This window comes from Syntrophotaleaceae bacterium (assembly GCA_041390365.1).
Lineage (GTDB): Bacteria > Desulfobacterota > Desulfuromonadia > Desulfuromonadales > Syntrophotaleaceae > JAWKQB01.
The window spans coordinates 348,658-374,373 of sequence record JAWKQB010000001.1 but is presented as its reverse complement, the minus strand read 5'-3'; the positions used below and the strand labels follow the sequence as shown (position 1 = coordinate 374,373).

Annotated in this window: 23 protein-coding genes; 17 read left to right on the top strand and 6 right to left on the bottom strand. The window is 56.4% G+C overall.

Annotated features, from left to right (window positions below):
• Window positions 1-38 precede the first annotated feature (38 nt).
• The 4 genes from trmB (at window position 39) to R2940_01800 (ending at window position 4,071) form a co-directional block, all read left to right on the top strand.
• Complete coding sequence (gene trmB / locus R2940_01815; GenBank protein ID MEZ4598506.1) at window positions 39-740, top strand: tRNA (guanosine(46)-N7)-methyltransferase TrmB; 702 nt, start codon at window positions 39-41, stop codon at window positions 738-740.
• Complete coding sequence (truD, locus tag R2940_01810; protein MEZ4598505.1) at window positions 733-1,938, top strand: tRNA pseudouridine(13) synthase TruD; 1,206 nt, start codon at window positions 733-735, stop codon at window positions 1,936-1,938. The genes trmB and truD overlap by 8 nt, the downstream gene beginning before the upstream one ends.
• 511 nt (window positions 1,939-2,449) lie before the next feature.
• Window positions 2,450-3,235: an IclR family transcriptional regulator gene (locus tag R2940_01805; protein ID MEZ4598504.1), complete on the top strand. Its 786-nt coding sequence runs from the start codon at window positions 2,450-2,452 to the stop codon at window positions 3,233-3,235.
• On the top strand, window positions 3,232-4,071 hold the full coding sequence (locus R2940_01800) for an alpha/beta fold hydrolase (GenBank protein MEZ4598503.1): 840 nt from the start codon (window positions 3,232-3,234) through the stop codon (window positions 4,069-4,071). Before R2940_01805 ends, R2940_01800 begins: the two co-directional genes overlap by 4 nt.
• Here R2940_01800 and coaE read toward each other — a convergent pair.
• Complete coding sequence (gene coaE, locus R2940_01795) at window positions 4,004-4,630, bottom strand: dephospho-CoA kinase (GenBank protein ID MEZ4598502.1); 627 nt, start codon at window positions 4,628-4,630, stop codon at window positions 4,004-4,006. The genes R2940_01800 and coaE overlap by 68 nt on opposite strands.
• Window positions 4,631-5,018: 388 nt before the next feature.
• Here coaE and R2940_01790 point away from each other — a divergent pair, with 388 nt between their 5' ends.
• A complete protein-coding gene (locus R2940_01790) occupies window positions 5,019-6,650 on the top strand; it encodes a HEAT repeat domain-containing protein (protein MEZ4598501.1) in 1,632 nt (543 codons plus the stop codon).
• Window positions 6,647-7,999, top strand: a complete 1,353-nt coding sequence (locus R2940_01785; protein MEZ4598500.1) for an HD domain-containing protein — start codon at window positions 6,647-6,649, stop codon at window positions 7,997-7,999. Before R2940_01790 ends, R2940_01785 begins: the two co-directional genes overlap by 4 nt.
• A 38-nt stretch (window positions 8,000-8,037) precedes the next feature.
• Here R2940_01785 and R2940_01780 read toward each other — a convergent pair whose 3' ends face one another.
• Entirely contained in the window at window positions 8,038-8,622 is a 585-nt protein-coding gene (locus R2940_01780; GenBank protein ID MEZ4598499.1) for a HEAT repeat domain-containing protein, read from the bottom strand.
• A gap of 439 nt (window positions 8,623-9,061) precedes the next feature.
• Between R2940_01780 and R2940_01775 the strand changes: the two genes are divergently transcribed.
• A complete protein-coding gene (locus tag R2940_01775; GenBank protein ID MEZ4598498.1) occupies window positions 9,062-9,916 on the top strand; it encodes a sulfide/dihydroorotate dehydrogenase-like FAD/NAD-binding protein in 855 nt (284 codons plus the stop codon).
• A 3-nt stretch (window positions 9,917-9,919) separates the two neighbouring features.
• Window positions 9,920-11,332, top strand: coding sequence for an NADPH-dependent glutamate synthase (gene gltA, locus R2940_01770; GenBank protein ID MEZ4598497.1), 1,413 nt, complete (start codon window positions 9,920-9,922; stop codon window positions 11,330-11,332).
• A gap of 164 nt (window positions 11,333-11,496) precedes the next feature.
• Here gltA and R2940_01765 read toward each other — a convergent pair whose 3' ends face one another.
• Complete coding sequence (locus tag R2940_01765) at window positions 11,497-14,496, bottom strand: GAF domain-containing protein (GenBank protein MEZ4598496.1); 3,000 nt, start codon at window positions 14,494-14,496, stop codon at window positions 11,497-11,499.
• A 292-nt stretch (window positions 14,497-14,788) separates the two neighbouring features.
• Between R2940_01765 and R2940_01760 the strand changes: the two genes are divergently transcribed.
• From R2940_01760 to R2940_01730, 7 genes are all read left to right on the top strand, one after another.
• Window positions 14,789-16,114, top strand: coding sequence for a sigma 54-interacting transcriptional regulator (locus R2940_01760; protein ID MEZ4598495.1), 1,326 nt, complete (start codon window positions 14,789-14,791; stop codon window positions 16,112-16,114).
• 236 nt (window positions 16,115-16,350) lie between these two features.
• A complete protein-coding gene (locus tag R2940_01755) occupies window positions 16,351-16,788 on the top strand; it encodes a NifB/NifX family molybdenum-iron cluster-binding protein (GenBank protein MEZ4598494.1) in 438 nt (145 codons plus the stop codon).
• Window positions 16,788-17,147, top strand: a complete 360-nt coding sequence (locus R2940_01750) for a NifB/NifX family molybdenum-iron cluster-binding protein (GenBank protein MEZ4598493.1) — start codon at window positions 16,788-16,790, stop codon at window positions 17,145-17,147. Before R2940_01755 ends, R2940_01750 begins: the two co-directional genes overlap by 1 nt.
• Before the next feature lie 2 nt (window positions 17,148-17,149).
• Window positions 17,150-18,016, top strand: a complete 867-nt coding sequence (locus R2940_01745; GenBank protein ID MEZ4598492.1) for an ATP-binding protein — start codon at window positions 17,150-17,152, stop codon at window positions 18,014-18,016.
• Complete coding sequence (locus R2940_01740) at window positions 18,013-18,882, top strand: ATP-binding protein (protein ID MEZ4598491.1); 870 nt, start codon at window positions 18,013-18,015, stop codon at window positions 18,880-18,882. Before R2940_01745 ends, R2940_01740 begins: the two co-directional genes overlap by 4 nt.
• 80 nt (window positions 18,883-18,962) lie before the next feature.
• Entirely contained in the window at window positions 18,963-19,301 is a 339-nt protein-coding gene (locus tag R2940_01735) for a NifB/NifX family molybdenum-iron cluster-binding protein (protein MEZ4598490.1), read from the top strand.
• A 17-nt stretch (window positions 19,302-19,318) separates the two neighbouring features.
• Complete coding sequence (locus R2940_01730) at window positions 19,319-20,185, top strand: Mrp/NBP35 family ATP-binding protein (GenBank protein MEZ4598489.1); 867 nt, start codon at window positions 19,319-19,321, stop codon at window positions 20,183-20,185.
• Window positions 20,186-20,230: 45 nt separating this feature from the next.
• Here R2940_01730 and R2940_01725 read toward each other — a convergent pair whose 3' ends face one another.
• Together R2940_01725 and R2940_01720 are read right to left on the bottom strand one after the other, a co-directional pair.
• Window positions 20,231-20,521 carry a hypothetical protein gene (locus R2940_01725; GenBank protein ID MEZ4598488.1) on the bottom strand — a complete coding sequence of 97 codons (291 nt, stop codon included), beginning with the start codon at window positions 20,519-20,521 and terminating at the stop codon, window positions 20,231-20,233.
• A 170-nt stretch (window positions 20,522-20,691) separates the two neighbouring features.
• Window positions 20,692-21,465, bottom strand: coding sequence for a TIGR01458 family HAD-type hydrolase (locus tag R2940_01720; protein ID MEZ4598487.1), 774 nt, complete (start codon window positions 21,463-21,465; stop codon window positions 20,692-20,694).
• 172 nt (window positions 21,466-21,637) lie between these two features.
• On the opposite strand from R2940_01720, the gene R2940_01715 reads away from it, so the two are divergent.
• Complete coding sequence (locus R2940_01715; GenBank protein MEZ4598486.1) at window positions 21,638-22,663, top strand: NAD-dependent epimerase/dehydratase family protein; 1,026 nt, start codon at window positions 21,638-21,640, stop codon at window positions 22,661-22,663.
• Between the two features lie 82 nt (window positions 22,664-22,745).
• Window positions 22,746-24,218 carry a helicase HerA-like domain-containing protein gene (locus R2940_01710; GenBank protein MEZ4598485.1) on the top strand — a complete coding sequence of 491 codons (1,473 nt, stop codon included), beginning with the start codon at window positions 22,746-22,748 and terminating at the stop codon, window positions 24,216-24,218.
• Between the two features lie 127 nt (window positions 24,219-24,345).
• Here the strand turns inward: R2940_01710 and glgC are convergent, their stop codons facing one another.
• Window positions 24,346-25,599, bottom strand: a complete 1,254-nt coding sequence (gene glgC / locus R2940_01705; GenBank protein MEZ4598484.1) for a glucose-1-phosphate adenylyltransferase — start codon at window positions 25,597-25,599, stop codon at window positions 24,346-24,348.
• Between the last annotated feature and the right edge of the window lie 117 nt (window positions 25,600-25,716).

Below are 25,716 nucleotides of genomic sequence, written 5' to 3'. Positions count from 1 at the left end.
TTCCGGCTATTGTGAACCAAGCACGAAAGACTGTCTCCATGACCCAACGCATCATAGACATCAACTCGCCGAATTTTTTGACCGAAGAGAGGTTGGCCGGGGCAAGAAGCATCGAGGAAGTTTTCGCCAATGGCAACCCCCTGGCCCTTGAAATAGGGTGCGGCATCGGCGATTTCATCCTGCAGCTTGCACAGGAAAAACCCCTCGTCAATTTTCTGGCCATCGATATCTACAACAAAGGCTGCTACAAGACCTGCAAGAAAATCGATCAGGCCGGACTGGACAATGTGAGGGTCATGCGGATCGAGGCCCGCTATCTGATGGCCCGGTACCTGCAGCCGGAAAGCCTTTCAGCCATCTACATCAACTGCCCGGATCCCTGGCCGAAAAAGCGCCACCGGGATCGCAGGCTGGTCAACCGCGGATTTCTGCAGACTGCTCTTCATTACCTGAAATCGGGTGCCGACTTCTATTTCAGTTCCGATTTTACCGACTATGCCCTGCAGGTGGCCGACCTCCACCCCACCCTGCCCGGCTTTTGCAACTGCCTGGCCTCTCCCTGGGAGACGGTTCCGGCCTGCTATCCCAAATCCAAGTACATGCGGAGATTTCTGGAAAAGAACCAGCCGATCTACTTCATCCACTGCCGGAAGGTCGAGTTTCACAATTCCCCGCTTCCGGCAATCCCGCCGGTATACCCCGGCTTTCGCACTGCATGGAGCACGGTCGGCCATGAATGAATTCCTGACCCGTTCCCATCCCGGCACGGGGGGCAGCATCAAGGAAACCCCCGAGGATTTTTATGTTGAAGAGATTGCCCTTTACCCACCCTGCGGAGAGGGGGAACATCTCTATCTGACAGTGGAAAAAAAGGGGATCACGACTTTTGAGTTGATCGACCGGCTCGCCAAAGCTTTGAGTGCCGACAAAAGAGAAATCGGCTATGCCGGAATCAAGGACGCCTGCGCGACCACCCGGCAGACCATCTCCATACCCCGCGTCCAACCGGAACAGGCCCTCGCCCTTGAACTGGAGGACGTCCGGATCCTTTCAGCCGCCTTTCACCGAAACAAGTTGCGTATGGGCCATCTTGCCGGCAACCGGTTTCTGATCCGGATCCGGAATACGGTGCCCGGCGCCCTGGACCGCGCCCGGGATATTCTGCACATCCTGGAAATGACCGGCGTCCCCAATTTTTTCGGAGAGCAACGGTACGGTGTACTGGGCAATTCCCATCTCATCGGTGGGGCGATTCTGCGGGAAGATTTCGAGGAAGCCGCCCGCCAGATCATCGGCGCCCCCGAACGAATCGAAAACCCCCGCTGGCGTCGAGCGGCCGAACTCTTCGCCGCAGGCCGCCTGTCCGAAGCCCTGGCTGAAATGCCCGACCGCATGCGCCCGGAACGCAATCTGCTGCAGGATCTGATCAGGGGTATGCCCATCGACAAGGCTGTTTTCAAAATGCCCCACAAGCTGCTGAAACTCTATCTTTCGGCTTTTCAGTCCAGCCTGTTCGATCGGATCGTGGCCATGCGACTCGCCAGTCTGGACCTCCTCTGGCCGGGCGACCTGGCTTTCAAGCATGACAACGGAGCCTGCTTCGTCGTGACTGATCCCGGTGCCGAACAGCCTAGAGCTGACCGGCTGGAAATCAGTCCGTCTGGACCCATGTACGGCTTCAAGGTCCGGCTGGCGTCCGGCCAGGCAGGTATTATCGAGGAAAGCCTTCTGGAAAAGGAAAAACTGGACCTGAACCGCTTCAGATCGCCAAAAGGGCTTGCCCTCGAAGGGGAGCGTCGACCCCTGCGAGTTCCGTTGAAGGATGTTCGCGTCGTCCAGGAAGGTGCCGACCTGCTCCTGTCCTTCTCGCTCCCAAAGGGCAGTTACGCCACCAGCCTCTTGCGCGAGGTGATGAAACCCCTGCCAGCCGGTCCCTGACGGACGACCTTGAACACCCCCAGACCCTAACCCGCCAACAGCAGAACAGGTTAAAATTTTTGCGGCAAGACTGGCACAACCTTTGCTTTTTAAAACAGCGTACAAACCGGGCCCAGGATCGTGCAGAAGACAGGACCAACACAAGGGGAAATTTGGAACAACTCCGGAATTTCGAGTCGCCATACTGCGAGTGGGAAACGGTTCCAAGTACCTGAAATTCTCAATATGATTGACGGATACGGCCCTTAGAATATCACTCACTCAGCTTTGAAGGGTCCATGAAATTCATTCCGCCAACTGTTGACTTTCATAAAACATAATTTTATATTTCAAAAATCTCTTTGGTTGAACAGGACGTTTTCAGCGGGCATCTTCATCCTTTGAAGACCCCGAAAAAAACAGGAGGGATCTTCGGCAGAGGAATGCCGAAAGGCCGTTCCCCCTCATTTAAAAAATTGACTGTTCCGCCCTATTTCAGGCGGTTTTGCACCCGGGAAAAAGGACCCCCACCATGGCCAAGAAAGAAAAATCCGAGTATATGATCCAGGCGGTCTCCCATGCCCTCGACCTGCTGGAACAGTTTCACGGCAACGACGTGGACGAACTTGGCGTGACCGAGCTCAGCAAGCGGCTGAAGCTTCACAAAAACAATGTTTTTCGTCTGCTCGCCACACTCGAGTTCAGGGGATACATCGAACAGAACAAGGTGACCGAAAACTACAGGCTTGGGCTGAAATCCCTGGAACTCGGTCAGACCTTCATCAAAAAAATGGGTCTGCTGCACCAGGCCAAGCCCGTGCTGGAAAAACTGGTGGAGGATTGCAACGAAACCGCTTATGTAGCCATTTTTAAAGAAGGCTATATTGTCTATCTCGATGTGGTCGAAACCCATCTCACCGTAAGGGTCGTCTCCCGTGTGGGATCACGGCTTCCCGCTCACTGCACCGCGGCAGGCAAGGTCCACCTGGCTTTCATGTCGGACGAGGAACTGAACAGCGTTCTTCCCGAAAAGGAACTCAAGAGCTATACGCCTCACAGCATCACCAACCCCGAAGTCCTTCGTAAAGAGCTGCAGAAGGTTGCCGTTCAGGGTTACGCTTTCGACAATGAAGAGCTCGATCTCGGGGTCCGCTGCATCGCCGCACCCATCCGTGACTACACCCGCCGGATCGTAGGGGCCTTGAGTATTTCCGGTCCATCGACCCGCTTGACTGATGAGCGGGTGGAACGGGAACTGACGCCCCTGGTTGTGCGGGCAGCGGAGGAACTCTCCACCAGGCTCGGCTTTCACAAGTGAAAGTCGACGGCCCTTTCTGCAGTATAGAGCACATCATACTGCAGGCCCGCCAGCAGGGCGTCGTTCACGATGAACACCTGCCCTTTCTGCTGACCCCCGATCTTCCCAACGGCTGCGGCATCCTCCTGGTGCACGGTTTCACCGCCACGCCCTGGGAAATGCGGCCGTTGGGCCGAATGCTTGCTGATAAAGGTTTTCTGGTCAAAGGGGTGCGCCTGCCCGGCCATGGGACGTCACCCGAAGATCTTGCCATTCGCCGCCAGGAGGAGTGGCAACAGGCGGTTCGCCAGGGGTTTGATCTACTGCGGCGGGAGGTTGAACGGATCTATGCGGTGGGCCTGAGCACCGGTGCCCTGCTCATTCTTCAGCTGGCCAAGGAACTGCCCCTGGCAGGTCTGGTGCTGCTGTCGCCCTTTCTTCGGGTTCGCCATCGGCTGGCTCCTGCTGCCGGTCTGCTGCGTTTTCTGATCAAGTACCAGTCACGACCTCTGGCGGCGCACCTGATTGACCATTACTATACCCGCCGGCCGGTGAACGGAGTCCATCAGCTCAACCGTCTGTGTCGAACCGTAAAACGGGACTTGAAGGACGTCCGCATCCCTGTCCTCATGGTCAATGGTGAAGGCGATCGCACCATTCGGGTCGACAGCAGCCTGGACCTGTTCCGGCGCCTGGCCAGCCCTCACAAGGTTTTTCACCTTTACGGACCCGAAGTGGGGCATGTTCTGACGGAGGAGGAGAATCCCCGCAGGGAGGAAATCTTCGACCTTATCCAGAACACCCTGGCTTACTGGGAATCCCGGGACCCGCCCCCAGCCGGTCCAGCAACTCTCTGACCTGTCTCACGGTTTCCTCCAACGACCCAGAATTGTCGATAACGAAATCCGCCCGCGCCACCTTTTCGCGCAAGGGCATCTGGGAGGCAATTCTTTTCTCCGCCTGGTCGAGACTGATGCCGTCCCTTTTCTGCAGGCGCAACAACTGCTGTTCCCGATCGAGGTTTACCACCAGAACCTTGTCGACCTGCCTTTCGGCCCCTGCCTCGAATAAAAGCGGTACATCGTAAACGATCAACTGGGCACCCGACCTTTTCAGCTCGTCGAATTTTCGATCCGCCAGTTCCGCAATCGCCGGATGGGTGATGGTGTTCAGAGCCGACCGGGCACCGGGATCCCTGAAAATCAGTTCGGCCATGGCCTTGCGATTCAGGCTGCCGGTTTCGTACAAAATTCCCCGTCCGAAATGTTCGGCTATGGCGGCAAGAACGGCACTGCCCGGACGTACAACCTCCCTTGCCAAAACATCCGCACTGACCACCGCCGCGCCGAACTGCCGAAAAATATCAGCTATGGTGCTTTTGCCGCTGGCGATCCCCCCGGTCAAACCCAGAACCATGCCGGCTCCCCGACGCTGCTTGTTACAAAAAGGTTTATTTTGAGACGAAATACTGGTATTTGTACCCATTAGCACACCCCCCTTGCCGTCCAACAGAACTTTTTCCCGGAATGGGATGCCTTAGATTGGCGCCAATCTCCCGGGAACAAACCTTAACACATTCGAGTTCAAACTCGAAAGCGGCGAGTAATCGGAAACAGCGCCAGAAAAATGCTGACCTCCTGCAACCTGTAGAGCCTGTTACAGGGTCTGGATCCGTTGTTGCAGGGCGTTTTGATGGACCTTCGGGCATAACTGTTGCAGTTCCAAGAGAATGTTTGATTTCAAGGAGAAAAGAACGGGCTGAAAGGGTGGTACGGCTGGCATTCGGTGCCACCAGGAGATTGCGATGAGTGGCGACAGCATCAGGCCGGATAAGTACGATACCGTAATGGCAGCCTTGATCCATCTCAGCAAGTTGCTGCAGACCGTTCGGTATTATCCTTCCACCCACCCCGTTCTGAAGGCAGCCTCGAGCGAAACTTTGCAGCTTTTCAAACCTCTCTTGCTGGAGAGCTCCCTGACCCTGACCGTGCGCAAGGACGGTTTTCTGATCGGCCAGACTCCCATAGGCAAAGATCTGCCGGTCCTGAAAAACCTGGCTTTTTCCTTTTTTGCCCGACTGGTTTACAGGATTCTGATCCTGCCGGACCTCACAGCTGGCGATCTCTCCGCCTTTGCCCGTTCTATCGCCCTCTCCCCCGCTGAAATCCAGAAGGCCGGAGGTCTTCAGGAACTTCTCCTGAATGCCCAGGTGACAAGCATCTGGCTGAACGAGGTCGATCTTGCTCAAATCCAGGCGATCCGTGATCGGGTGGCTGAACAGAGCATAGGCGCAATAGACGGCCAGGAAGAGAATGTCAATCCCGGAAGGGATGAGGCGGACATGATGCAGGAGTCGGCCGCCGACCCAAACGGCATGCCCTCTCAGGATACGCTTGAGGAGCTTTTGTCAGCCAATCTCGATCTCGACCGGCTCCTCGATCAACTTGAAAGGGAACCTTCCGATCAGCGATTCATCCTGCTGGCGGGCAAAGTCCCTGCCAAGGTTCGCGAACAGTTGCATGCCAAAGGGCTGCCTAGCGTTATCAGGGCCATTCAGTATATGAAGAAACTAGGTGCGGCCCCCTCCATCAGTGTGGAACGGCGTCGCGAGGCCCTCACCATCCTGCAGAAACTGGCCACCATAGATATCCTGGAGTTTCTGACAGCCTGTCTGTGTGCCAGGGAGTTGCCGACTAAAATCCGGGATTCCATCATCGAGGCCCTGTCTGCCCTTAAGGAAAAGGCCACGCTTTTTCTGATCGGCAGGCTTGCCAGCGAGGAAAATGCCCAGTTCCGGCGCCATTTGAGCGAAGCGTTGATTCGGCAGGGAAATGAAGCCTTACCGGCTCTGGTGGAGGCCCTGTCTGACAGCCGGTGGTACGTCGTGCGGAACATTATCCTGGTTCTTGGTAAAATCCAGGATCCCAGGGTTGCCGCTCATATTCGCCCTTTTGTCGATCACAAGGAACCTCGGGTTGCTAAAGAAGCAGTCCGGGCACTGTCCCGCATGGGCGGGCCTATTGCGGTAAAAAGTCTGCTTCACGCGATCGAGACGGCGGACCAGGAAATCCGGATTCAAGCATTTCTGGCCCTGGGAGTCATGAAGGATCCTTCAGCTGTCCGGCCTCTGATCCGGTTCGTCAAGTCATTCGATCCCTTTTTGAAAAGGGTGGAATTGAAAAAAACGGCCATCAAGGCCTTGGGCGCGATCGGCTCCCGGGAAGCGGAGCCTTTCCTGCAGCACCTGCTGAAGCAGAGGTCCTTATGGCGAAAAGCCCGCTTCGACAACCTGCGCTGCTACGCGGCCCTGGCTCTTGGCCAGCTGGGCGGAGAAAGTTCCATCCCTTTTTTGGAGAACGCAGCCGCAGACTCCTCGAAACAGGTGGCTCGCGCAGCACAACAGGCTCTTTCCAGATTAAACAAGGATAGTCAATGAGAGTGGAGTCTTTCAGTCAGAGCACGGATCTTTTCAGACAGATCGTGATGAGCATGTCGGGTGCTTATAAAGGCCTGCGGCTCTATCCGGCCGAACACCCCTCGGTCCTGCGCCAGGTTCACACCCTGCTGGAGCGCCTCAACACCGCGCTCCACCTGAAAGACAACCTGAAGATGGGACTTCTGCAGGGAACTCTGTTTTTGGGAGAGCACCTGTTTGTGGAAGAATTCCCCTCGGCGACGGAAATAGGGCGTCTGCTTCAGCACCTCGAAATCGAGGCATTGGAATTTCTTCCCGGTCTCTCACAGGAAGAAATATTCACCTTTCTGGAAATCCTGAGGCAGGAGGAGGTCAAGGGCGAAGGTCTTGAGGGATTCCTGGCCGAAAAGGGTGTCAGGCATATCCGGCTGGCCGGCGGGGAGGACGACGAGGACCAGGAGGATCAGGAGCCCCGCAAAATCTACGGACGTGCCCTGACCGTGGTCAATGAAATCTTTCAGGATGTCCGGCTGGGCAGGATTCCATCCTCACGCAAGGCGAAAAAGGTGGTCAAGGATATGGCGCGGATGACCATCGCCGATCCTCATGCCCTTTACGCCCTTTCGATGCTCAAAAACTATGACAACTACACCTTTACCCATTCGGTGAACGTTTCGGTCATCGCCCTGGCCATCGGCAGAGCGTGCGGTCAAACCGAGGAGCAGCTGCGTCTTTTGGGATTGGGAGGTCTTCTGCACGACATCGGCAAACTGAAGATCGACCTGGCCATCATCAACAAGCCGGGACGCCTGACGGAGCGGGAATTTGCCGACATCAAAAGGCACCCTTCCCTGGGAGCGGAGATACTCGACCATATGGACGGGATACCACCGGAATCCAGAGACATTGTCCTGGGCCATCATCTGGGTTTCAATCGCAATGGCTACCCGAGCCAGGTCCCTCTGCGGGGATCGCTGGCCATGGTCGACATGGCAACCATTGCCGACACCTATGATGCCATCACCACCCTGCGTTCCTATCAACGGCCTGCCACCCCCCGGGAAGCCCTGTCCCATATGCGCAAAACTGCGGGAAAGACCCTTCATCCACAATATCTTCAGGCCTTTATCGCTTCTCTCGGACCCTACCCTGTAGGCAGTCTGATCCGGCTCGTCAATAACGAAATCGGTCTTGTGGCCAAAGTCGGGATCGACAATCCCAATGAAATTCAGTTGAAGGTTTTGATCGACAGGGAGGGACGCCGGCTGATGGAACCCCGACTGCGGCACCTTTCAAGCAGGGAAATTCGGCAGATCGTTGCTGAAGTGGATCCTTTTCTTAAAGGCATCAACCCGGTTGATTACCTTTGAAACGAAGATTTCAGGAGGGTGAGAAAGACCTTAAAAGGTCAAGGGGATTTGGCCTCCTCCAGGCGCAGCCTGCCCAAAGCTTCGGCGGCTGCCTGTCGAATGCCTGGTCGGGGATGTTTCAGCAGGGCCGCCAGTTCGGTTTCCGCCTCGGGCGCTGCTATCCTCCCCAAAGAATGAATGGCGCTTTTCACGAGTTCGGCATCGTCCTCCCCGAGAACCCCCGCCAGAAAAGGGACCAACCTTCGATCGGGAAAAAAGCCCAGAGCTTCGGCGGTATGCACGCGAACCGCGGGATTGGGATCCTGAAGGTGACGAACCAGGTTTTTCAGCGTCTGAGGATTCTGCTTTTTGCCCAGCACCTGAACGGCAGTGCTGCGTATATCGGGATCCCGAACCTGAAGCGCTGCCAGAAGGGGCGGAAAAACTTTGGGACTGTCAATGAGCTCAAGGGAGTATAGTGCACGAATCTGCTGGTCCCGGCCACCAGTTTTCAAAGCTTGGAGTATATCCTCGAAACCCAGGACCGCCTCGAGCCTTTCCAGGGCCTGCGCTGCAGCCATCCGCACACTTTCATCCGGATCTTCAAGCGCCTCTGTGAGCACCTGTCTGCGTAGCTTCGACATGAAAATCCGGCCCTCTTCTACTTTCTCTTAATACTTGGGAAACTTGCGGGAGACCACTGGCCGATCCTTTTCGAAAAAACCCGAGGTCACATTCCTGTCAGCCGAAAAACTAACAGAATTTAACAGGAAAATCAAACCCTTTGTCGTCATCCATTGGAAATTCGTCCCAGGTTTCTTGCTTGTCTGTCTATTTTTTAGGCACACCTATATAAATGTTGATCTAGTTTTCTGTTGCTGGTAGCGTTATTAGGCTTTTTCTGGATTCCTGGGTACATCCGGCACACCACCGCTCTACAAATTGTCTACTTTTTGGGCACGCCTTGCAGAAATGGTTGAACTGGTTTTCCATTGCTGTTATCATCGGATGGTTTTTACTGTTTCTTACCGGTTCTGCAGGGCCCCGGCTTCAGGCCTTTTTCCTCCTGAGGGGAATTAAACCATGTTCGAAGTAATGGAGAATGAAATTCTGGCCCCGAATCTTCACCGGATGGTGGTGCGGGCACCGCGAATTGCCAAAGCCCGCAAACCGGGCCAGTTCGTCATCGTCCACCCTTCTGAAGGCGCAGAGCGGGTTCCGCTGACCATCGGCGATGCCGACCCCGTCACAGGAACCATCACCTTCTTCGTCCAGGCCGTCGGCGCCACCACTCTGCAGATCGTAGGTACCCCAGCGGGAAAAAGCCTCCGCGATATTGCCGGACCGCTCGGCAAGGCCACCGAAATCGAAAACTGGGGCCGGGTCGCCTGCGTTGGCGGAGGAGTCGGCACCGCCGTGCTTTTCCCTCTTGCCAAAGCCCTGGCCGAGGCGGGGAACGAAGTTAAGACCATCATTGGCGGCCGATCCGAAGCTTATGTTATTCTGGCAGAGGAACTGGGAGTATTCTCCGAGGTGCTGATCACGACCGAGGACGGCAGTCTTGGCCGCAAGGGATTCGTGACCCACGTGCTGCAGGAACTCATCGACGATCCCGAGCGCTGTCCCCAAGCCATCTATGCCGTAGGACCGGTACCGATGATGAAGGCGGTCGTCGAGCTGACACGCCCTTACGGCATCAAAACCATTGTCAGCCTCAATCCGATCATGATCGACGGAACCGGGATGTGCGGGGGATGTCGGGTCAAAGTCGGCAACGAAACCAAATTCGCCTGTGTCGACGGCCCGGAATTCGACGGTCATCTGGTCGATTTCAATCTGCTTATCGACCGGCTCAGCATGTATCGGGAAGAGGAATGCCGGCTGCTGGAGCAGCTGCCGCCGGAAATGAAAGATAAAATCATTAAAGTGAAAAAGTAACACATGAAAAATGACCTGACCCCAAAAGAAAGAATGGCCATCGATCGGGTAGAAATGCCCGAACAGGACCCGGAAAAACGGAACCGCAATTTCGAGGAAGTCAATCTCGGCCTGTCCAAGGAACAAGCGATTCGCGAAGCTCAGCGCTGTCTGCAGTGCAGAACAAGGCCTTGTGTTCAGGGCTGCCCGGTGCGGGTGCGGATCCCTGAATTTCTTCAGGCCGTAGCGAATGACAACCTCCCCGAAGCTGCCCGTATTCTGCTCGGCGACAACACCCTGCCGGCGGTTTGCGGCCGGGTCTGCCCTCAGGAAACCCAGTGCGAAATCAAATGCGTCCGCAGCGGCAAAGATGCCCCGGTGGCCGTCGGCTACCTGGAGCGGTTCGTCGCTGACTGGGCCATGGACCACCCCGAAGAGGTGGGAAAGGAATCACCCGCTCCCGCCACGGGGAAAAAAGTGGCCATTGTCGGATCGGGGCCCGCAGGATTGACCATGGCCGGGGAACTGGCTCGCATGGGTCATTCGGTGACGGTCTTTGAAGCTCTGCACGAAACCGGCGGGGTACTGCGCTACGGCATACCCGAGTTCCGCCTGCCGAAACGGATCGTCGACCTGGAGGTGGACCGCCTGCGGCAAGTGGGGGTGGAAATCGAGTGCAACGTGATCGTCGGCAAGACAGTCACGCTGGGTGAACTCCGGGATGAATTCGACGCGATTTTCATCGGCAACGGAGCCGGCCTGCCGGTCATGCTGAATATCCCCGGCGAAAACCTCAAAGGGGTGTATTCGGCCAACGAATATCTGACCCGGGTCAATCTCATGAAAGCATGGATGGCCGATTCGCCCACCCCGATCGTCCGCGGGCAGCGTGTCGCAGTTATCGGTGGGGGCAATACCGCCATGGATGCGGTGCGCACATCCCGCCGGCTTGGAGCCGACCGGTCGATCATCCTCTACCGGCGCACTGAAACAGAGATGCCGGCCAGAATCGAGGAAATCAAGCACGCCCGGGAAGAGGGAATCGAATTCATCTTCCTCAGCGCTCCTCTGGAAATTCTGGCCAACGACAAGGGATGGGTCAGGGGGTTACTCTGTCAGAGAATGGAACTGGGCGAACCGGACGCCTCCGGCCGCCGCCGACCGGTCGCCATCGAGGGCGAGACCTTCGAACTGGAGGTGGACGTGGTCGTTAACGCCATCGGCACTCGGGCCAATCCTTTGCTGACGGCAACCGCTCCTGATCTGAAACTGAACCAGAAAGGCAACATCGCCACCGACGAAAACGGCGCCACCAACCTGCCCGGTGTCTTCGCCGGCGGCGACATCGTTCGAGGCGGCGCCACCGTCATCCTGGCCATGGGCGACGGCAAAACCGCCGCCGCCGCGATTGACGACTATCTGCGGCAAAAGCAATAATTTTTCTGAGACTGAAAGGACCGCGGTCCTCAGCTATGAAAACAACAGGGCTCTCCATTTCTTGGAGGGCCTTTTGTTATGGAAATGTAAAACCGAGGAGGCCGGCCCTAAGACTGCGAGTGTTTAGGCCCGCTCAATCACATTCGGCCGGCGCTCTCAGATTCCTATGACTTCAGGGAGGCTTCGATAGCACCAAATAGATCCTTCATTCTGATCGGCTTCGTCAGAATGCTGTCCATTCCCGCGCTCAGGCACCTGTCTTTGACCTCCTTCTGTCCATGAGCAGTCAAGCCGATGACCGTGGTACGCCTTCCCTGCTCCGCATCCCCCTGGCGAATCCTCACGGTCGCTTCCAGACCATCCATTTCCGGCATCTGCACATCCATCAGGACCAGTTCGAATTGCCCGGTCCGGTATTTTTGCAGAGCCTCTTGTCCATCAGCGGCTTCATCAACCTGCCAGCCTCGCTGGTTGAGCAACAGGATAATCATTTGGCGAATCATCGGGTCATCGTCGACTACCAGAATACGCGGAAAAGCCTTTTTCTCCCTTACATTTCCCGCTGTTTCAACGGGAATTCTCAATGGAAGGGTAAAGGTAAAAACGCTTCCTCCCTGCTCTCCTGGCCGAGCCCATATTTCACCGCCCATCAACTTGACCAGCCCCCTGCTGATGGTCAGGCCCAAGCCCGTTCCTCCATACTGCCGGGTAAGCGAGCTGTCGGCCTGAGTAAAGCTTTCAAAGATCGTTTCACACTTATCTTTCGGAATCCCGATGCCGGTGTCTGCTATGGAAAATTCCAGAGATTGTTCACGGAGGCCGACTTTGACCCGAATTTCCCCCTCATGAGTGAATTTTAGGGCATTGCCGATCAGGTTGGTCAGAATCTGCCCCAACTTGCCCCGATCACCGAAAATCTGTCGGGGCACCGGTTCTGCCACTTCTGTTATAAGCCGAAGGTTTTTCTTCTCCGCCTGCAGGTCGAACATGTCGAAAACCTCCCGCACAGTTTCACGAACGTCAAAGGGCTCATCCGCCAACTCGATCTTCCCTGCCTCGATACGGGAGAAATCGAGGATGTCATCGATGAGAGCGTCCAGGCGTTTGGCTGATTTATCGGCCAATTCGAGAAGGCGGCAGTGTTGCGGGTCTCGCTCGAGCTGCAGCAGATTTTCCAGAGCCACCAGGAAGACCGTCATCGGGGTCCGGATCTCGTGGCTCATGTTGGCCAAAAACGCGCTTTTAGCCTGATTCGCCTCCTCGGCGGCCTTTCTTGCTTCGACAATGTCTGCCTCTGCTTTTTTGCGCTCGGTGATGTCGCTGAAAAGGACTGCCACTTGCCGGCTTTCGGGCTCTCCATAGCGGAAGGCGAACAGGTCAAACCAGCGATGCAACTGTTCGGCCCAGTTCTCGAAACGCTCCGCCTGTCCACTCAGGGCGATTCGCCCGTAGATTTCGAACCAGTGCTCTTCGTGCCGTGGGAAAAGCTGGCGGATTGTCTTGCCCTGGGCATCGATCAGTCCCGTGTGTTTCTCGAAAGCGGGGTTGGTTTCCAGAAAGCGAAAATCGACAGGTTTTCCAGCGTCATCAAAGATCATCTGCATAATGCAGAATCCCTCATCGATGTTTTCAAACAGCGACCGGTACTTCGCCTCATTTTTAATCAGGGCTTCTTCAGCCTCCTTGCGTTCGGTAATGTCCTTGGCCATCCCGAACCATTCCACAACCCTGCCCTTTTCGTCCAGCAGTGGAATGGCTCGCGAAAAGGTCCAGCCCACACTCCCGTCCGAACGCAGAACCCGGTGGACCAGTTCGAAGGTGCTCCTGGTCCGAATGGCTTCGTCCATCACTGCAATCACCTGCCGCCGATCTTTTGTCGGGATGTATTTCGAAAGCCAGCTACGGCAGGGTTCCGTCGTATCGGCTAGAAATTTCCGGCCATGAAGCTGGCACATTTCGCGCCAGTCCGGCCCCATTCGGAAGACCGCGTCCGAACTTGCCAGGATCAAGGATCGAAACCGCTCCTCGCTTTCCCGCAAGGCCTCTTCTGCTCGATAGCGGTCAAGCAGGTCCGCTGTCTGTCGGGCCAAAATGTCCAGGGCTCCAAGTTCACTCTCCAGCGGATCGTGCGGTTGCGACCAATGGGTGGCGATCATCCCTAAAAAGGCGCCGGAACGCGAGACCAGCGGAGTACATTGAATCGCCCTGATGCCGGTCTTGCGACACATGTCCAGATGGCTATCTCGATCGATGAATTCGCAGGTTTCGATATCCGGGACAATGACTCTTTGTCCCGTATCCAGAGCCTTTCCACAGACCGCCCCGGAAACCGGGCTGATCAAGGACTCAGCTTGGTCGACATCTGGAGGAAGTCCGCGATGACCCAAAAGCCTGAGTTCTCCGTGCTCACCTTGCTCAGAACAGAACATTTGAAGGGTGGCGAAATCGGCCTTCAGGATAGCCAAGGCCGTATCCAGAATCTGGTCATAGAGGGAATCGATCCTATCGGTCTGCAACAGGTGGGTACTTGTCTGTTGCAGGCGCCGGGCAATGTCAAGTTCCGCCGCCAGTCTCTGCTCGCTCTTTTTGCGAGCCGTTTGTTCATGCTTATGAATGAACGCCTGCACCATGGCTTTCGCCAACCCGTCCAATGCATCCCGGTCCATTTCCCGGTATCCGCCCTGGCGGTTTCCCAAGGCAACCAGGCCGATGGTTTTCTTTCCATAATTGAGAGGGGCACCGATAAAAGCGTCAAGCGGCGGGTGTCCCTGGGGCAGGCCGATACTGTCGGGATGCGAGGAGGGATCATTGGTGAAAAAACTTTTTCCGTCGAGGAGAACCCGGCCATAGATGCCTTGCACCTTGAAGCCGGTCGGCAGTTTTCGGTGACTGCGATGACCCTCTATCTTGCAAACCGCCCACCCGGGGTCGCTGATGGCGATGTCATCAAAAAGCCCCCCTTCCCCGATCATCCCGATAAAGCCAAACCGGCTTTCAGTCAGTTCTTCCGCAACCTGCAGGCAAACGAGCCCCAACTCTTCATCGGTTTCGCAAACAAGCGCCTCTTCAAAAATTCGGTTAATGCCCTTCAATAAGGAAGTTTGTCGGTGAAGCGCCTCTTCGTGGATGGTCTCTTTTTCATCGAATCCGAATTTGGTCGGCATAAGATTCCCTCTTCGCAGATGAGGCAAGAAATAGAATTAAAACCGGCATTAATCTTAACCGCCATTTTTATTATGTACAGCAAACAGATGAATAAAAAACATAAAAAAAATGTCCCATGGAAGCAGAAACAACAAAGAATTTTTATGAAACTAAAACTATAATTCACTCTGCTCATAGGCCTTGCAGAACCATAACTTGATTTTTACTATTATATTAATGAAAAAAGAAAAGCGGGAAAACTCAAGCGGCTGTTTTATGGACCTGTTCGGCAAAATGGAGTATGCTGCCCCCATGAGCCAAACTCCAACAGAACTGCTCGAACATCTCGCCACGATTCTGGACAGCGTTGCCGACGGTGTCTTCACCGTCGACCGGGACATGCGCATCACGTGGTTCAACCGTGCCGCGGAGTCGATTACCGGTTTTTCACAGAAGGAGGCTTTAGGGCGACCCTGCTGCGAGATTTTTCGCAGCAACATCTGCTTTACCGCCTGCCCGGTTGCGAAAGCCCTGGCCACCGGCCAAAATGTGGAAAACCTCGAAGTCGACATCCTCGACAAGTTCAACCGGGAACTGCCCATTTCAGTCAGTGCCTCGGTGCTGCGGGATGCGGAAGGCCACCCTGTCGGGGGCGTGGAGACTTTTCGCGACCTCTCCCGCCTGTATGCGCTGAAACAGGAAATCACCGAAAAGTATTCCTTCCACGACCTGCTCAGCCGCAACCCGGCCATGCGGCGCCTGTTCGACATCCTCCCCGACGTCGCCGCCAGCAATGCGACCGTGCTGCTGCAGGGGGAAAGCGGTACCGGCAAGGAGCTGTTCGCCCGCGCCCTGCATGATCTCAGCCCCCGCCGCGATCATCCCCTGGTAGTGGTGAATTGCGGCGCCCTGCCGGAGCAGCTCTTGGAAGCGGAAATTTTCGGCGTCAGGAAGGGGGCCTACACCGGTGCGGTGGAGGACCGTCCCGGCCGTCTGGCCCAGGCCGAAGGCGGGACTCTGTTTCTCGACGAGATCGGCGACCTGCCCTTGGCGCTGCAGGTCAAACTGTTGCGGGTCCTTGAAAACCGCGAATATCAACCTCTCGGAGCGAAACGGTCGCGCCGGGCCGATGTCCGCTTCGTGGCTGCCACCCACCGTCAGCTCGAAACCATGGTGCAGGAAGGTACTTTCCGGCAGGACCTGTTTTTTCGGTTGAATGTGGTGCAGATCGCCATCCCTCCACTCAGGGAAAGAGCCGAAGACATCCCGCTCCTGCTCGACCTGGCCCTCGACCGTTTCAACAAGAGCTACGACAAGCGTATCCGCGGCTTTTCCCCGGAGGCCCTGACCCTGCTCCTCAACCATCCCTATCCCGGCAACGTCCGCGAGCTGCTCAACATGGTGGAACGGGCGGTCATTCTCGGTCGCAGCGACACCATCGGCCCGGATCTGCTGCCGTCCTCGCCGAATCGCATGCCCGAACCGCAATCCTTATCCTGGAAATCCCCATCCCCCGACCCCGACCACCTTGACGCGCTACTGAAAAGGCATCAAGGCAACCGAAGTGCCGTTGCGAGGGAACTCGGCATCAACCGTACCACCCTTTGGCGTTGGCTGAAACGTTGCCATCTCGCCTGAGCCAGGCGTTTCATTCCGCAACACCGTTGCTTTTCCTGCAACACCCTGCAACCCCCCGGTTACCTTTCGAATCCTCATAAAATCCCCAAGCCAGCGTTGCATCTGCAACACCTCACCTGCGGTCCCGGTTCCGGCAGAGTTCCGGTTCAAGATTCCATCTATTTGTTTTTTCAGGATTTTTAACTTCGACAAGCAACCTTTCAGATGTGGTACGCCTTTTGGAATAGAAGTCTGACATGACCGATCCAAAATACCGGGAGATTTCCCTGCGTATCGCCATCCCCAGCAACGGCCGACGGATCATGCCGCGCTTCGGGCTGGCACGGGACTTCTTCCTCGTGGACATAAAAGACGACCGTTTGTCGAATCTGCGTGCCTGCCGCTGGGAACCGGCGCTCGAACCCTCCGTTGCCCGCTGGCTGCACAGACTGAAGGTTGACGGGGTCATTTGCGACGGCATCCATCCCCGCTTCCAGTCGGCCCTGAAGGCGGAAGGACTCTGGGTTTTCTGGGGTATCTGGGGGGACATCGATGATGTCTTGCGGCGGTTCCTTGAAGGTGGCATGAAGGCACCGGCCGCGGACGGTCCCACGCCACCAGTTCCCTGTTGTGAAAACAAAAACCGCAGATGCAGGACACCTGTTGCCAACATCCATAAAGGAGAAAAAGATTGATGAAAATCGCCATCACCGCCCAGAATCCCACTCCCGAAAGCCCTGTCGACCCTCGTTTCGGCCGCGCTCCCTGGCTGATGATCTACGACCCGGAAAAAGAAACATGGGCGTCCGTTGACAACAGCACCGGCATTAACGCAGCTCACGGCGCCGGCATCCAGGCAGCCCAGAAAATCGTGGATCAGGAAGCCCGAATCCTGATAACCGGAGCGATCGGACCCAAGGCTTTTCACTCCCTGACCGCTGCAGGAATCAAAGTTTATCATGGCGCCACAGGGACTGTTCTGGAAGCGATGCAGGCCTGCACCCAGGGGAAGCTTCTCGAAGCCACCAGCAATGACGCTACAGGAAGAGTCTGACCATGAAAATCGCCATCGCCAGCGGCAAGGGCGGCACCGGCAAGACCACCGTCGCCGCCAACCTGGCCGGTATTTTTTCCCGATCGGGGTGGGGGATTTCGTATCTGGATTGCGATGTCGAAGCCCCCAACAGCCACCTCTTCTTGAAACCAGACATTTCAGCTCATGAACCGGCAACCACCCTGATTCCAAAGATTGATCCTACCCTCTGCACCCATTGCGGAGCCTGCGCCGATTTCTGTGGTTACAATGCGCTGCTTTGTCTTTCGCGCCAGGTGCTCGCCTTTCCCGAGCTATGCCATGCCTGTGGAGGCTGCCGTCTGGTTTGCCCGATGCAGGCCATTTCAGAGGTTCCGAGGGAGATCGGAAAAATCGATCTGGGACATGCCGGGTCAATCGCTTTCGCCAGGGGGCTGCTGAATATCGGCGAAGCGATGAGTCCGCCGCTGATCAGAGCCTTGAAAGCCAAGGCAACACCCGCGGAGGTCACCATTGTCGATGCGCCACCCGGCACCTCTTGCCCTGTCATTGAAAGCATTCGGGACTCTGATTACGTTGCTCTGGTCACTGAACCCACCCCTTTCGGGCTGAACGATCTGCAGCTTGCCGTGGAGATGGTACGCGCCCTTGAACTGCCTTTCGGCGTCATCCTCAACCGCGCCGGCCGTCACGACCGGATAGTGTTGGATTACTGCGGCCAGGAGAAGATCCCACTTCTGGCACAGTTTCCCGATGATCGGCGGGTTGCCGAAGCCTATTCCCGGGGTGAAATGATCAGCGAGGTTCTGCCGGAGTTCCAGGCCAGGTTCTCCGCCCTGGCCGCAGCCATCGCCCTTAACGTTAGCGGCGGGGAAAGGATTCAGCCATGAAGGAACTGGTGGTTATCAGCGGCAAAGGAGGAACCGGGAAAACCACGGTGGCCGCCTGCTTTGGAGTCCTGGCCCAAGGAGCGGTTCTGGCCGATTGTGATGTGGATGCGGCGGACCTGCACCTGCTGCTGGAACCCGAAATCCTGCTGCAACAGGATTTTTCCGGAGGAAACCGGGCGGAAATAAGAACTGAGGCCTGCAAAGCCTGCGGATACTGCCAGGAACTGTGCCGCTTTCATGCAATCCTAAACGAAGAGGAAAAATTTCGCATCGACCCCGTCTCTTGCGAGGGCTGCGGGGTCTGCCACCATTTTTGCCCGAATCACGCCGTCGATTTGGTGCCGGCCGTCAACGGCAAGTGGTTCGTTTCTGAAACCCGGGTCGGGCCGATGGTGCATGCGAGACTCGGCATCGCCCAGGAGAATTCCGGCAAGCTGGTGACCCTGCTGCGAAGCCGCGCCAAGGAACTGGCTGAAAAAAGATCCCGGAACCTCGTCATCATCGACGGCTCGCCAGGTATCGGTTGTCCGGTCATCGCTTCGATAACCGGTGCCGATCTCGTGCTGGCGGTTACCGAACCCACCCTCAGCGGCCGTCACGATCTTCAGCGGGCGATCGACCTGGCCGGCCATTTCGGAGTCCCTTTGGCAGTCTGCGTCAACAAATGGGACATCAACCCCGAAATGACCGCGGATATCGAAAAGGAGGTTCGAAAGCAGGGAATTCCCCTGGCCGGCCGGATCCGTTATGAAAAGACGGCGACCGAAGCCCAGGTCCATCGACAGACCCTGGTTGAATTTTCACAGGATGGGGCCGCCGACGATTTGCGGCAGCTCTGGAGAACGGTGAGCGGACTGCTGAGCTAACTGATCCTGACAGTCTCTTGAGAAGTATAACGACAGGCGGCCGGGCGCCTGGTTTATCAACCCACGAAAGGAGCTCGACAATGAAGATAGCCATTCCTCTGCATCAGGGGGCCCTGAGCCTTCATTTTGGTCACTGCGAACATTTCGCCCTGATTGAAGTAGACCCCCAAAACAGGAAAATACTCGGCAAAACCCTCCATGAACCGCCGCCCCATGAGCCGGGGGTCCTCCCCAAGTGGCTGGCCGAACTAGGCACTGACCTGATCATTGCCGGAGGCATGGGCAGGCGGGCGCAGGAATTGTTCGCCGCCAAATCCATCTCGGTCCTGGTCGGCGCCCAGGCTTTATCTCCAGAGGATCTGATTGCGGCGTATCTGGACGGAAACCTGCAGACAGGGGAAAACTGCTGCGATCACTAGCGTAAGGAACGAAGACCATGGAAACCAACACGATGAGCTGCCCGGAAGGCAGTCAGCAGCCTTCCCCCTGTCAGGTGCGAGCACAGATGAAAACCGCTCTGCAGGGTATCAAAAACAAAATTCTGGTGATGTCGGGAAAAGGCGGGGTCGGCAAGAGCTCTATGGCGGTCAACCTCGCCCTGGCCCTGGCTCAGGAGGGGAAAAGCGTCGGACTGCTCGACATCGACATCCACGGTCCCAGCATCCCGAAAATGCTGGGCATCGAGGAACAGCGCCTGATGAACGGGCCTGAAGGATTGGAACCGGTCGCCTGTCTGCACAACCTCAAAGCCATTTCCATCGGTTTTCTACTGGAAAGCGGCAGCGATGCCGTGATCTGGAGAGGACCGATGAAAACCAATCTGATCCAGCAGTTTCTCAAAGATGTCCATTGGGGTACACTCGACTATCTGATTGTCGATTGTCCCCCGGGGACCGGGGACGAACCCCTGTCCGCGGTTCAATATCTGACTTCGGCGGGAGGACCGGTCACGGGTGCTGTGATTGTCACCACGCCTCAGGATGTTGCCGTGCTGGACGTGCAGAAATCGATCACCTTCTGCCGCAAACTCGACCTTCCGGTTTTCGGAGTCGTGGAAAACATGAGCGGGTTGACCTGTCCCCACTGCGGGGAATCGATCGCCCTGTTCAAACAGGATGGAGGCCGACAGTTGGCGGAAAAAATGAAAACCCCCTTCCTTGGCAGCATCCCCCTCGATCCCGCCGTGGTCATCGGCGGCGACAACGGCAAGCCATTTCTGGCAAGCCACTCCCAGGGTCCAACTGCTGATGTGTTTCGCCAGATAGCAGGGGAGTTGATGGCCCGATGTGAGGGGAATCAATGACGATAGGACATCTGCTGCGGGTGCCCTCTGCGGCAGATGTCTTTTTTATTGGGTGGACGCCCCCCCGGACGCCTTCTCCCGGCAAACAAGCTCCTGGCCGAATTTCCGCACGATATGCAGCAGGGTCGGCGAAGGGGGAGAATCGAATTTTTTTCGCACCAGGAGTATGGTTTCACAATCCCCGGTAAACGGGTTTTCACCGAAAAAGGAGTAGAAAAGAATTTCCGCTCCGCTCTGTTTCAGAGATTCGACCTTGCTCTGGTCCATAAAGCGGTAGCACTCCACACCACTGTTCTTGAGATATTCCTCCATATATCTGAATTCGAAATCCTTCATAGCGGGCGCCGCCTTATCGCCGAACTGCTCGTCAATGTGTCAAAGGATTTTTTCGATCCACCTGTTGATGCTTTCGATGGGTAAGCCACACCATCACTTATTATTTATACCGCATCCCCGAAATTTAACAATATTCGCCTGCTCCCCCCTCTGCCGGGATTCCTCCCTTTTCAGGTACCCGTTTCTTCGAGTTCAAAAATTCTGTCCACCGCCACCATCATGTCTGGCACCACCCAGGCTCCAGGCCGGCCGATCTTTTCTTCATCTCCGGGACGATACTTGCCCGTCTGCACCAGTATGCCGCGCATGCCTGCAGCCAGTGCTCCGCCTACATCGGAGGCTGCGTCATCGCCGATCATGGTAACCCGGGAGGCCGGGCACAGGAACTCATCGCGGGCAGCAGCAAAAAACCCGGGGGAGGGTTTTCCGAGCACCAGGGCTTCGGTATCGGCGGCAAATTCCAGAGCCGCAACAAAGGGACCAGAATCCAGCAGCAGGCCGTTGGGCCCCTGAAAGCAGGCCGTGCGGCCGGTGGCTATGAGCGGTGCCCCTTCCTTGAGCAGCAAAAAGGCCCGGTTCAGATTGTCATAGGTGAAATGGTTAAGGGCACAGCCGACCACGACGGCATTTGGATTATCCTGGGGCAGATCGGTAAACTCTTCGATCAAATCCTGATGGACCAGCAAAAAGGGACGCAATTTCTGCTGCTGCAGATAGCGATGCACGACCAGCGGAGCCGTGAACAGCTCCTCCATGGAGATATCGAACCCGATCTCCATCAGAGCGGCCTGCAGCTGTCGACGGCTTTTTGACGAGGTGTTGCTGACAAACCGGACCCGGTATCCCTTCCGGCGCAGCCGGTCCACCGCCTCGATTGCGCCGGGCAAGGGCTGGCGGCCAACATGAAGGGTGCCGCTGAGATCGATGAAAACACAAGATGCCATGGAACCATTTCCCTTCATCAAATTTTTTATTAAAGCATAGCACTCTTTTTCACCCTGGATTCCTCAATTTTCCCCGGAAAGGGTACATTTTGCAGTATTTTCGGTAAACTATGCTTTATTAATAATTAACCCCGGAAAATCTCATTCCTCAACCTCTTCTTCGAGAGGGTCTATGAAAAAAGTCTTCGTCACCGGAGCCACCGGTTTTATCGGTGCAAGTCTTGTCAGGGAACTGCTGCAGGAGGGGTGTCGGGTAAGGATCCTTGTCCGTGCCGGATCGAACCGAAATAATATTGTGGGACTGGATGTCGAGGTTTTCGAGGGCGATCTGCTGGACAAGCCGTCGCTGGAAAGAGGGTTGACAGGTTGCGATACCCTGTTCCATGCCGCAGCCGATTACCGCCTTTGGACCAGGAATCCGGGGGAGATGTACGCAACCAATGTTGGCGGGACGCGGGCCCTGCTGGAAACTGCATTGAAAAAGGATGTGACCCGGGTCGTCTATACCAGCAGTGTGGGAACTCTCGGCAACTCGGGCGACGGCATCCCCGGTACGGAAGAAACTCCGGTCACATTCTCCGACATGGTCGGTCATTACAAAAAAAGCAAGTATCTCGCCGAACGGGAGGCGGAAAGCTTTCTGCAGCACGGCCTGCCACTGGTGATCGTCAACCCGTCCACCCCGGTTGGTCAACTCGACATCAAACCTACCCCCACGGGAAAAATGATCGTCGATTTTCTCAATCGTAAAATGCCCGCCTATATCGAGACCGGCCTGAATCTCATCGATGTGGAGGATTGTGCCCGGGGTCACCTGCTGGCAGCCCGGCGGGGGCGGATCGGCCAGAAATACATACTCGGCAACAAAAACATGAGCCTGCGCGCAATCTTCGAGTGCCTGGAAGAAATCACCGGCCTGCCCGCCCCCCGGATCCAGTTGCCCTATGCGCCCGTCCTGCTGGCCGCCCACGTCAATGAGATGCTCTCCCATCTGACCGGCAAGGAGCCTTTGATTCCCCTTGCCGGGGTCAGGATGGCGGGCAAAAAAATGTTTTTCGATTCCTCAAGGGCCAGAGGCGAGCTCGGACTTCCCCAAGGATCGATAAAAATGGCCTTGAGCAAAGCGGTGGATTGGTTTAATAAACATGGTTATGTCTGCAGCCCGCAGACACGGCAATTTTCCACCACCCGATACTGAAAATGAATGACATTAGATGACCGCAGGTTTCCTGATGCAAGATTTTTAAAGGACCCTTGCGGCCGACTGCCAGGAGGTTTACGTGGAACAGGTTCTGATCGGCAGAGGGTCCCGCCCCGTTCATCTGCTTGCCCCCTATGGCAACCGTCACGGCCTTATCGCCGGAGCCACCGGAACCGGCAAGACCGTCACCCTGATGGTTCTGGCCGAATCCTTTTCACGAATTGGGGTCCCCGTTTTCATGGCCGACGTCAAGGGGGATGTTTCCGGTTTGGCCCAGGCCGGCACCCTTAGCGACCGTATCCGTCAACGGCTGACCGAAACCGGCCTCGAAGGCTTTTCCCCCGAAGCCAGCCCGGTCGTCTTCTGGGACATTTTCGGCGAGGCGGGCCATCCGGTCCGCACCACCATCAGCGAAATCGGCCCCAAGCTGCTCGGCCGCATCCTGGAACTCAACGACACCCAGTCCGGAATCCTGGAGATCGTCTTCCAGCTTGCCGACGACCAGGGACTTCTGCTCCTCGACATCGAGGACCTGCGGGCGTTGCTCAACTTTGTCGCCGACAATCGCAAGGAGATCTCGGCCCGCTACGGCCTTGTCAGCGCCCAGTCGCTGGCCGCCATTCAGCGAGCCCTGTTGCCCCTGGAACGGGACGGCGGCAAATCCTTTCTCGGCGAACCGGCTCTGGAGATCCCCGATCTGATGCGGACCGATCTGAGCGGGCGCGGCATCATCAACATCTTCGCCGCTGACCGGCTGATTCTCAAACCCCGCCTTTACGCCAGCTTTCTGCTCTGGCTGTTGTCGGAACTGTTCGAGGACTTACCCGAGGTCGGCGATCTCGACCGGCCGAAGCTGGTGTTCTTCTTCGACGAGGCGCACCTGCTGTTCGACGACGCGCCTCCGGCACTTCTGCAAAGGGTGGAGCAGGTGGTCCGTCTGATCCGCTCCAAGGGGGTGGGCATCTACTTCTGCTCCCAGTACCCGGACGATCTTCCGGGGGAAGTCCTCGGCCAGCTCGGCAACCGCATCCAGCACGCCTTGCGGGCCTACACGCCCCGGGATCAGAAGGCGGTGCGCTCTGCTGCCGAAACCTTCCCCCCCAATCCGGCCTTCGACGTCGCTGAAGTCATCTCCCAGCTCGGCGTCGGCGAAGCACTGGTCTCCACACTGCAGGAAAAAGGGGTGCCGCTGCCGGTGGAGCGGACCCTGATCTGCCCGCCCCGCTGCCGCATCGGCGGCCTGACCCCGGAAGAACGGAAGGCTGTCATGGCCCGCAGCCCCATTGGAGGCAAATACGACACACCGGTCAATCGGGAATCGGCATACGAAATTCTTGAGCGGAAAACCCTGGAACGAAAAACCGTCGAGCAGCCGGAGAAACCGGCGGAGGAGGGAAACAAAATCGGGGAACTGCTATGGGGCAACAAGCGCCGCCAGGGCCTGGTGGAGACCATGGCCAAGCAGGCCGCCCGGACCCTCGGCAGCCAGCTCGGCCGGCGCATCCTGAGGGGTGTCCTCGGCGGCATCCTCGGCAGTTCCCGGCGAAGCTAGTACCCCTGCGGCTTGTCCTGTCTTCTGATTCTGGCCCTTTTTTGCCCTGCCTTCCGTGCGCCAATTTGGCCCAGCACACAGCTGGGCCTGCACAACGAACCGCACGGGAACTACCGGAGCTTCCTGGTTACCCCTGACAACCTTTCTTCTTTTTCGGCACCACAACGATGCCCGATTCGGTGACCGTATAGCCTTTTTGCCTGTCCTCCTCAAGGTTGTAACCTACCTCCTCCCCGTCGGGGATGGCTACGCTATCCTCGATGATCGCCCGCCTGATTTTGGCATGACGGCCAATGGTGACATTGTTGAAGAGAATCGAGTCTTCTACCACGCTGTAACTGTTTATTTTGCATAGTGGACCGACTATCGATCGTTTTACGATGCCTCCGCTGGTAATGCAGCCGCCGCAGACGTACGAGTCGATATTCATACCGCGGCGGTCCTCGTCGTCGAATATGGTTTTCGCCGGAGGAAAATTCCCCTGGTCGGTCAGAATGGGCCACTTGTAGTTATAGAGATTCAGTTGCGGGGAGACGCGGACCAGGTCCATGTTGGCTTCGTAATAGGAATCGATGGTCCCCACATCCCGCCAGTAGCCCCGCTCCTCGGATCTCATGCCGGGAACCTGATTGTCGTTGAAATTATAGGCGAAAATTTTGTCGCCCCGCTCCAACATCATCGGAATGACGTGTTTGCCAAAATCGAGGTCGGAATGCCGCTTGGTCCCCTCTTTCAGGATTTCAATGAGCTTTTGTGTGGAAAAGATGTAATTGCCCATCGACGCAAAACAGGTATCCCGCCCCGGAATCGTTTCCGGTCGACTCGGCTTTTCCGTAAAAGCCGTCACCCAGAAATCGTCGTTGACGGAAAAGACCCCGAAGCGCCTGGCCTCCTCCACCGGCACCTCGAGGGAGGCGATGGTGATGTCGGCCCTGTTCATGCGATGGGAGGCGATCATCTGTCCTACGTCCATTTTGTAGATATGATCACCACCGAAAACGGCGACGTAATCCACGTCGGCGGATTCTATGAACCGAAGGTACTGCCGGATGGCATCTGCCGTCCCCCGGAACCACTCTTCGCTGTCGCTGCTGGTTTCGGGGGAGATGGCCACAAAAAATTCATCGAGCCCGGTCCATTTTCCCCAGGAGTTCCAGATATGCTGATTCAGCGAGAAGGCCTTGTACTGGGTAAGAATGTATACCTTTTTAAAACCGGAATTGAAGAGGTTGCTCAGGGCGAAATCGATGATCTTGTATTTGCCTCCGAAAGGGAGATCCGGTTTCGCCTTATGCAGGGTCAGGGGACTGAGCCGTTCCCCTTTGCCGCCCGCCAGAACCATGGCGATCGTATTTCTGCGAATATCTTCGATGGCATACATCTTTGGTCCCTCCCGAAATAAGCAGCAAATTAACCAACCGTGCAACGGATTATATTATACCATGTGTCAACGTCTTCTCCTCTGCCATCAATATTTTGCTTCAAGCTGAATCTTCTG